Below are 6,864 nucleotides of genomic sequence, written 5' to 3'. Positions count from 1 at the left end.
CAAAAACGCCATCCTTTCCTATGATTCTACAGAAAGAATAGCGTATTTTTTCATTTTAGGGGGAATTTTGTTTTGTTAGCTTGATAGCGATGGGGCGGGACCCCTATAAGCGATTTTTTACAAAATCACTTATATATTTGTTGTCGCTTCGCTCGAATTTTTTAAAAAAGAAAGGAGTTTTTTGTATGCCAAGAATTAAAACAGATTTAAAAATATCGTTATCAAATGAAGACAAAGAATTAATAAAAAATAAAGCAAATGATTTAGGATATAAAACTGTATCTGCATTTCTTATTGATAGTGCAAAATCACATTTTAAACTTGAAGTGGATATGAAAGCTTATAGAGATTTAGCTAAAGAAATAAATTATATTGGTAAGAACATAAATAGCCTAATTAGAAGGGTCAATACAGACGGAATTTACACTGATAATGATATTGATTTCCTTAGAGTTAATCAGAAGAAAATCATAAAATTAATCAATAAAGAATATGACCGATTAATTGATTTAAAGGCCAAGTTTAATAGCGATAGCCTGAGTAAAAAACAGAAGGAAAAATTAATACAATCATTATCGGAAAATCAAATTAAGATACCAAAAAAATTGGTACTAGAAGAAGTGTACGAAAAGATAAAAGAAGATTTTGTTTATATTATAGAATGTATAGAAAACTCGCCTGAACAAGATATGGAAGTAACAGAATACGTATGGAAATATTTATATGGAGAGACGCTTTATAAGTTAGATGATAACCAATTAATAAAATTGGCCGATAGCATTTTTATTTTTGCACAGAAATTAAAATTTAAGTTATCCAAACTCGATAATGTTTTTTCAGATGATGACTGGTTTGAACTGAAAGACATATTAGATGAATATGAAATTTATTAATTAAAGGATTGATTACAATGTCTATTGTTAAAATACAAAAAGTTAGGAATTTAGGAGCATTCATTAATTACGGTATGCAAGAGCATAAAACCAACGAGGAATTAGTTACATCTTATGAATGTAGTATCGAAACAATAGAGAGAGATTTTAAAAGTGTTTTAGTTGATTACAATGAAAAAAATAACAGCAATAAAAACATGAGTGCAAGAATGATAATTCAATCGTTTGATAGTGACGATAATTTAACGCCAGAGCAAGTCCATCAATATGGGATAGAATTTGCTGATAATTATCTGAAGGGCAATCATCAATATACAGTAATTACACATATAGAAACAGATAATTTACACAATCATATTATTTTCAATGATATTGATTTTAATAACTTAAAAATGTTTGATTCTAAGCGTGTAAATTCTTTAGACAGATTACGTGGGGTCACCATATCATTTCGGGAAAATTGTACGTTTAGACACAATTTGGACACAAAATAACCGATTCCCTGTACGTTAAGGAATCGGTTATTCATTTTATTGCTTTTTTATAAAGTTTTCCTCGCACTTTAACATACTATTTATAATTGAACTTCATTTACATGTGTCCCATATATTATTTTTGGGTATCATCTCCATGCAATTCCTATTTTTCCTATATATCACTACATACCAACTTCAGATAACAAAGTTATAATGCTAGGAGAGGTGATATAAATGATAAACTATCGAATTCTTGTAATAGAGGATGACCAGGAAATTCAAGAACTCATTAAACAATTTTTAATGACGCAAAACTATATTGTAGAGACGGCATCTGATGGATTTGAGGGGGTGAAACAATTTAATAAACAGCAATTTGACCTTATACTTCTTGACGTGATGATGCCAAATCTGAATGGCTTTGATGTTGCAAAAATGATTCGTACTCATTCAAAGGTACCTATTATTATGCTAACCGCTTTAGAGGAAGAACAAGATCAAATTAAAGGTTTTGATCTTGGGATTGATGATTATATTACAAAGCCTTTTTCATTTCATGTTTTGATTCGACGAGTAGAAGCTGTATTAAAAAGAAGTTATGATCACAGTAAAGAAAAACACTTCGTTTTCAACGAATTACAAGTTGATGGAGATGCATATAAAGCTTATGTAAATAGTGTAGAAATGCCACTAACGACAAAGGAATTTGAAATTTTGTACTTATTGCTTCAAAATGGAAAAAAAGTAATCACAAGAGAACAGATAATAGAAAAAGTTTGGGGTTATGAGTATGTAGGTGATACCAGAAACATTGATACACATATTAAAAACATACGAAAAAAATTAAATATACCCTATATCAAAACAATAAAAGGCATTGGGTATCAAATAGATGAATAAAATACGAGAAATGATACGAATGAAACGGATTACCTATAAACTTTTTCTTAGTACATCACTTATTTTGTTCTCTTTTGCTGTTTTCATTTATGTTACACTGTACTTTTTTCTCCCTACCTTTTATGAGAAGTATAAAACAAACCAACTCCAAATAGGAATTGAAGAAATGATTAAGAAATCAAAGGATCTTACGTTTGAAGAGGCCAAGCCACTTCTTTCTGAATATGGAATAAAAAATAACGCCTTACTTTTCATTCGAAATAATGATGGGAGGATTGTCTATTCGCCTTCTATACCTATTGCAGGTGGAGGTAGTTTCCCTATGCCGGACACACAAATTGTTACAATTGGTAAAGTCGTTTCAAAAACCACTTCTACAAATTCATACAGTATAACTAAACCCATCGAATTCCAAGATATTACGCTTATCCTTAATGTAGAGGCAACATTACAACCTATTGATGAGGCTTCACAAGTACTAACTCTTTTCATTCCTTATATTAGTATCATTGTAATCATTATTGGTATTGGAAGTGCTTATTTATATTCAAGGTTAATTACAAGACCAATTCTATATATTAATCAAAAAGCTCAAAAGATGGTAGATCTCGATTTTTCGGAAAAAATTGAGGTACGCTCTAATGACGAATTAGGTGAATTATCGAATAGTCTCAATGACATGTCCATTAACTTACAAGAAAATATGTATGCTTTACAAAAGGCGAATCAGCAACTAAAAAGTGATATAGAAAAAGAAAGGGAATTAGAAAAGAAACGAAGAGAATTCTTTGCAATTGTTTCACATGAATTAAAGACACCTCTTACTACTTTGAAGGGGCATTTAGAGGGGATGATCTATAATATTGGTCCTTATAAAGACCGGGACATTTATTTACAAAGAAACTTTCAAACAGTTCAGGATATGGAAAAACTAATTCGCGAGATTTTAAGTATCTCTAAGTTGGAACAACATACTTTTAAACCTCGATTAGAAAAAGTGAATCTTTCAGAAATGGTTCATACTCTTACAAGAAAACTTGATTTTTTTGCGTCTCAAAAGGATATTCAAATTATAGAACAAATCACCCCTGATATTTATATATATACAGATTTAGGACTCTTAGAAAAAGCCTTTAAAAACATTATTCATAATGGCATAATGTATTCACCATGTGGTGAGAAGGTATATGTACAATTAAACCAACGAGCACAGCACATGAACATCCAATTTCAAGTTATAAATACAGGTGTACAAATCAAGGATGAGGATTTACAGGAAATTTTCAAACCGTTCTATAGAATTGAAAAATCAAGAAATCGTGACACAGGTGGGAGTGGCCTAGGACTCTACCTTGTACAACAGGTGTTTGAAGCCCTTTCAATCAAATATCATGTGAAGAACATAGAACAAAGTGTACAATTTTCTATTACGATTCCTGTACCAAAAAGTGAATAAATACAAGCCTACCATTCTCTTAGATAAGATGGTAGGCTTGTATTTATTTTGAAATTGGTTTGGTTCTATACCTTCTTCATATACTCCTCTACATCTAGAAGCATATAAATACATAACTAAAAAAAGAACCTATTCTTAAAAAGAATAGATTCTCATAAAAAGGGTAATCCTATATGAATAGTAGTTATTTCTGTGAATATTTATCAAAAACTGTTCGATTTGCTTATAAATTATGATCCTTTCACAACTAGCTGTTTTCCTTCAAGATACACCGCTTTATCTGATTGTTTCGCAACTTCTAATGAATGAGTCACCACAATAATACACTTATTTTCTTGATGGGCTAGTTTTTTAAATAGCTCAATAATTTCCATGGATGTTTCTTGATCTAGATTTCCTGTAGGTTCATCCGCAATTAATAAATCTACATTGCAGGATAATGCACGGGCAATTGCCACACGTTGTTGTTGCCCACCACTAAGTTGTAACACATTGCGTTTTGCCTGCTCTTCTGTTAATCCCACCTTTTCTAACAACTCTAGTGCTCTTGCTTTTTTATCTCTTACATCAACACCTGTAATTTCCATTGCCGTTAGTACATTCTGCAGAGCTGTCATATAGGTAATTAAATTATACGATTGAAAGATAATTGATACATGTTGATTACGATATTGATCCAATCCTATTTTTTGAATATCCTTTCCTTTATAGAGTACGTACCCACTCTGTGGTACATCCAAACCACCTCCTAAGCTCAATGTGGTTGTTTTACCAGATCCAGATGGACCCAAGATGGTATAAAAACATCCTTGTTGGAATGAAAAGTTTACATTGTCTAATATTGTTGTTTTTTTGTCATTATTCTCATAGTAATAGTTGGTATTTTTAAACTGTAAAATTGTGCTCATTGAAATTCTCCTTATTCATCTTTCAAGAGTATATTTTTGGGTTTTAAACGTAGGATTGATAAAGCTGGGAGTATTGTAGAAAAAATTACAATACCAAGCCCAATCCCTCCGACTTTCCCTAAACTTTCCGCGGTTACACTAACATCAATTTTATCGATTGGATCTGCGGATTGTTGTTGACTTGATGAGTCCATTCCAATCATTTTCACTGAAGGGGCAGGCTCTTCCTCTGTTGTTGCAATTTCATTTGTTAATAAGTTATCGCCAATTTTTTGTGATACCTTCTCACCCGTAGTTAAAGATAACCCGAATGCTAGTACTGCTACACATAATATTTCAACCATGAGCTGTCCAATCAATTTCCATTTTTTTTCACCAATGGATAATAAGATTCCAATTTCTTTTCTGCGCTCTTTAATAGATAAGGTAATAATTAAACCTAGAATGACTGCACCTGCAATCGATACTACATAAACCATCATTTTAGAAACGGATGCGATATTTTCAATTGGACCACTCATCTGCTTATATAACTTGTCATGTGCATCTAATTGGAACTGATCGAAATCAATGTCTGTTTTCTTTGCTTCTTTTTTAAATTGCTCAATGTATTTTGGATCCTTTAGATAATAAACCGCTTTGTTAATTTGAGTACTGCTTTCTTCATCACTTGTTAGAGATCCATAAGGAACATACAGTTTATTAGCAGGATTCATAATAGCAGGGGGACTCATTCCTCCCATATTCGGAGCCTGTGCTTCTGTTTTATAGATGCCAATGATTTCATACTCCATTAGTTTATCCTCTGGTGATTTCCATTTAATTTTATCTCCAACTTTTAAGTTGTTTTTTTCAGCTAAACTTTCCTCAATTAGGGCAACTTTTTTATTTTTTACATCTGCTGTAATTGCTTTTCCATCTACTATCTTGCTTGTTCCGTCTTTAAAACTTGCTTCTAAGTTAGAATCTCTGAGTCCTTCAATGGATAAATCTCCAGGAATATTTGACATCATTCCAGATTGATTGTCCGTATTCTCTTCATCTTTGATAGGTGTAAATCCATCAGCTGTTCCCATACTGGGTACTGTAAAGTTATAATCTTTTACATATGAGGACTTTGCTAATTTTTCTACTTCCTTTTCATCTAATGAAGGGGTCTCAATCCTTCCCCCAGTTCCAGCTGATTGTGCTTGTTTCATAACCTTTTCCATATCCAATTTTAGAGTTACATCAGCTCCTAATTTTTTTCTTGCTAGATCTGATGCCTGTTGTGATGCGTTTTGAATGGCAAAGCCGGCTAATACTAAATTCGTTACAATGAAAAAAATACATAGGAATATTAAAGACTTTACCTTTCGTTGTTTCATACTAAGAAATGCTCGTTTAATAAAATTCATAATTCTTTCCTCCTTGTTACCTGTACTTTATAGAATCAATCTGTAGTTGATATGTAGACGAAGTGGAGAATATCTAGAGATATAGAGGAGTTTATATGTAGAAAAAGCTAAAGAAGTTAAAGGTAATGAAAAATACAACAATTAACACAATCTAACATTCAAAAAGAAAATATTAAATTTAAAAATCTAACAAAAGAAAATCTAGAATTCAATCATTCTACTGTAGTTGATGGGGTTCTGCCGCATCACCATCAACCTAAGAAAAACAAATACCCCAAACAGTGTAACTTTGTTTTAAATCAACAACTTTGCCCTGTGTCCAGAAAATTTTATGTTTATGGACAGAGGATAAAACTCAATAATATCAACGTTTTCTAGTTATAGTCGTGTTCATAAAGTGTGTAAACAAATCAATGTTCAATTAAATTTAGGCTTTTATCTTTCTGAACATGCACTCATCTTTAAAAAACACTGTAATGATAAGGGTTTGTAGTCCTTAGCGTACAATTTTCCCGGAATGATATGGTGAGGCCTGATTCACAATCCACCATTATTTCAGCTTGTTCTTTAGAAGATGCCAAAGAAAAACTAAACACAGAAGTAACAAGAAGGGTGGGGAACTGTGAAATTTTGATTTGCTCAGCAAGCTTACAGGTTTCGGAAGATGAGAAGTATGGAATTATAGTTTGAAACAAAAATGTCTCTTGGATAAAATTATCAAGACCTAAATTGTAAAAATTCATAAAAAATAAAGGGCTATACATATTAGTCATGTCTAATATGTATAGCCCTTTTACTTCATGTTCAACAATCGCACTCTTTTCTGGAACAACA

General features: G+C 31.8%; 6 protein-coding genes and 1 pseudogene. 4 read left to right on the top strand and 3 right to left on the bottom strand.

From position 1 onward, the window contains the following. Nucleotides 1–185: 185 nt before the first annotated feature. The 4 genes and pseudogenes from ACIGHG_RS25550 (at nt 186) to ACIGHG_RS25535 (ending at nt 3,725) form a co-directional block, all read left to right on the top strand. Nucleotides 186–893 carry a hypothetical protein gene (locus ACIGHG_RS25550; RefSeq protein ID WP_396551278.1) on the top strand — a complete coding sequence of 236 codons (708 nt, stop codon included), beginning with the start codon at nt 186–188 and terminating at the stop codon, nt 891–893. Nucleotides 894–910: 17 nt separating this feature from the next. Next, nucleotides 911–1,327 (top strand): annotated as a pseudogene (locus ACIGHG_RS25545) (relaxase/mobilization nuclease domain-containing protein); the annotation flags it as partial. 276 nt (nt 1,328–1,603) lie between these two features. Then, nucleotides 1,604–2,269, top strand: coding sequence for a response regulator transcription factor (locus ACIGHG_RS25540; RefSeq protein WP_396551276.1), 666 nt, complete (start codon nt 1,604–1,606; stop codon nt 2,267–2,269). Beyond that, nucleotides 2,262–3,725 (top strand): sensor histidine kinase, encoded by a 1,464-nt coding sequence (locus ACIGHG_RS25535; protein WP_396551274.1) that lies wholly within the window; start codon nt 2,262–2,264, stop codon nt 3,723–3,725. The genes ACIGHG_RS25540 and ACIGHG_RS25535 overlap by 8 nt, the downstream gene beginning before the upstream one ends. Nucleotides 3,726–3,955: 230 nt before the next feature. On the opposite strand, the gene ACIGHG_RS25530 is transcribed toward ACIGHG_RS25535, so the two are convergent. The 3 genes from ACIGHG_RS25530 to ACIGHG_RS25520 all read right to left on the bottom strand — a co-directional run. Next, complete coding sequence (locus ACIGHG_RS25530; RefSeq protein ID WP_396551272.1) at nt 3,956–4,633, bottom strand: ABC transporter ATP-binding protein; 678 nt, start codon at nt 4,631–4,633, stop codon at nt 3,956–3,958. Nucleotides 4,634–4,644: 11 nt separating this feature from the next. Continuing rightward, nucleotides 4,645–6,030, bottom strand: coding sequence for an ABC transporter permease (locus tag ACIGHG_RS25525; protein WP_396551270.1), 1,386 nt, complete (start codon nt 6,028–6,030; stop codon nt 4,645–4,647). 461 nt (nt 6,031–6,491) lie between these two features. Next, nucleotides 6,492–6,864: hypothetical protein (locus ACIGHG_RS25520; RefSeq protein ID WP_396551268.1), on the bottom strand; the 373-nt coding region annotated here is incomplete at its 5' end.

It is taken from the genome of Bacillus sp. NPDC077411 (assembly GCF_044543425.1).
GTDB classification, from domain to species: domain Bacteria; phylum Bacillota; class Bacilli; order Bacillales; family Bacillaceae_G; genus Bacillus_A; species Bacillus_A bruguierae.
The sequence above is the reverse complement of the archived record's forward strand: the minus strand, read 5'-3'. Positions and strand labels throughout refer to the sequence as shown.